This window comes from Flavobacterium sp. I-STPP5a, assembly GCF_009764685.1.
Classification (GTDB): domain Bacteria; phylum Bacteroidota; class Bacteroidia; order Flavobacteriales; family Flavobacteriaceae; genus Flavobacterium.
The window spans coordinates 1-565 of the sequence record NZ_VHLM01000020.1 but is presented as its reverse complement, the minus strand read 5'-3'; the positions used below and the strand labels follow the sequence as shown (position 1 = coordinate 565).

Annotated in this window: 1 protein-coding gene; it reads left to right on the top strand. The window is 37.0% G+C overall.

Translation table 11 applies throughout. The features are described from left to right. Positions 1 to 518, top strand: a 518-nt coding sequence (locus tag FJV36_RS05200) for an ATP-dependent DNA helicase RecQ (RefSeq protein ID WP_199251028.1), incomplete at its 5' end; no start/stop codon positions are given. Between the last annotated feature and the right edge of the window lie 47 nt (positions 519 to 565).

Here is a 565-nt window from a genome sequence, read left to right as displayed (position 1 = left end):
GTGGAATTTCCTCCCAAGAAGTAAGCAATTTATTAGACAATTGTCAATACGGAAATTATAAATTACTTTACTTATCGCCCGAAAGATTGCAATCAGACTGGGTTTTAGAACGATTGAAAAATTTACCCATTGACTTAATTGCCGTAGACGAAGCACACTGTATTTCGCAATGGGGAAATGATTTCCGTCCGGCATACCTCAAAATAGCCCATTTAAAAACCCATTTTCCTGCAACACCTATTTTAGCACTTACGGCATCGGCAACGCCACGGGTCAAGCAAGATATTATTTCTATTTTAAAATTAAATGCTGTTGCCGTTTTTGAAAAATCATTTGACCGCGATAATATTGCGTATATGGTTTTTGATGTAGAAGATAAGTTGTATAAAATAGTCCAGATTTTAACTAAAAATCCTGAACCTTCTATTGTTTACGTCCGAAATAGAAAGTCCTGCATTGAAATTTCCAGACAGTTGCAGCAATCAGGAATTCCTTCAACCTATACCACGGAGGCTTAACTACCGCCGAAAAAAACAAAAACATGACGCTTTGGACTTCGGAAAAG